Source organism: Mesorhizobium sp. M7A.F.Ca.MR.148.00.0.0 (assembly GCF_003997735.1).
Classification (GTDB): domain Bacteria; phylum Pseudomonadota; class Alphaproteobacteria; order Rhizobiales; family Rhizobiaceae; genus Mesorhizobium.
Genome location: NZ_RZTB01000182.1, coordinates 1 through 1178, shown reverse-complemented (window position 1 = coordinate 1178; position 1178 = coordinate 1). Strand labels below are relative to the sequence as shown.

At 64.8% G+C, this 1178-nt stretch carries 1 protein-coding gene and 1 pseudogene; both read left to right on the top strand.

The window, feature by feature from the left end:
• Nucleotides 1-440: hypothetical protein (locus EOB49_RS31950; RefSeq protein ID WP_245472929.1), on the top strand; the 440-nt coding region annotated here is incomplete at its 5' end.
• Nucleotides 440-1178: pseudogene (locus tag EOB49_RS31945) on the top strand (hypothetical protein); the annotation flags it as partial. The gene EOB49_RS31950 and the pseudogene EOB49_RS31945, both read left to right, overlap by 1 nt.

The window sequence follows — 1178 nt, the reverse complement described above, 5'->3', positions numbered from 1 at the left end:
CCACGGTTGCCGGGGCGGACACCGGCAGCGATTGCGGCTTGACCTTTGCCTACGAACTGCCGGCCGACTGCCTGCGGCCGCTGCCGCTGACCCACAATGGCGAGCCGGACGGCGCGCCGATTTCGTGGCGCCAGGAGGCGGGGCTGATCTATTCCGACCAGTCCGGCCCGCTGACCATCCGGTACGTCGCCAACCTCACCGATCCCAACGACTGGGATGCGCTGTTCACCGAGGTCCTGGTGGCGGCGCTTGCCATCAAGGTCGCACATCCGCTGACCCACAAATCGGGCATGATCGACATTGCCCGCTCTGCCTATGACCGGGCGCTGGAGGCGGCGCTGAGCGCCAACGCCGTCCAGCGCGGCGGCCGGCTCTACACCGCGTCCTGGTCCAGCCAGCGCGGCGACAGCAGGCCCGGCAATAACAGGATTGCGCGCTGATGACGACGCTGTACCCGATCCAGGACGTCTTCACCCGCGGCGAAATCTCGCCGCGCCTGCATGCACGCGCCTCGCTCGACTTCTATCGGGCGGCGCTGGCCAAATGCGAGAACTTCATCACCCTGCCGCATGGCGGCATCCGCAAGCGCGGCGGCACCTATTTTGCCGGCGAGGTGAAGATTTCCGCGAAGACGACGCGGCTGATCCCGTTCATCTTCTCGGCCGATCAAGCCTATGCGCTCGAATTCGGCGACCGGTACATCCGCGTCCATGCCTATGGCGCGCGCGTCGGCGCGGTGGAGGTCGCCTCGCCCTATCTCGAGGCGGACCTGTTCGAACTCGCCTATGTCCAGTCGGCCGACCAGATGTGGATCACGCATCGGAACTACCAGCCCAAGGTGTTGACGCGAACCGCGCACACCACATGGACGCTCGAAGATTTCGAATTTCTCGACGGTCCCTATGATCCGCTCAATGACACGGCAACGACGCTGACGCCATCCGATACCGGGCATCTCACGCCACAGATGACCAGCAATTTCGCTTCATCCGGCACTGCCTCCACAGGCAGTGGGAGCGCGTCGGCCTGGCAGATGTTCGACCGCGACAAGACGCAGGATATCGAAATTGCGAGCGGCGGCGACGGTTACATTCGGTTCCGCAATGCCGGCGGCGTGCAGCACGTGGTCGACGCCTACTGGATCACCACGTCGCGGCTGGCAACGGGCGATTACGATT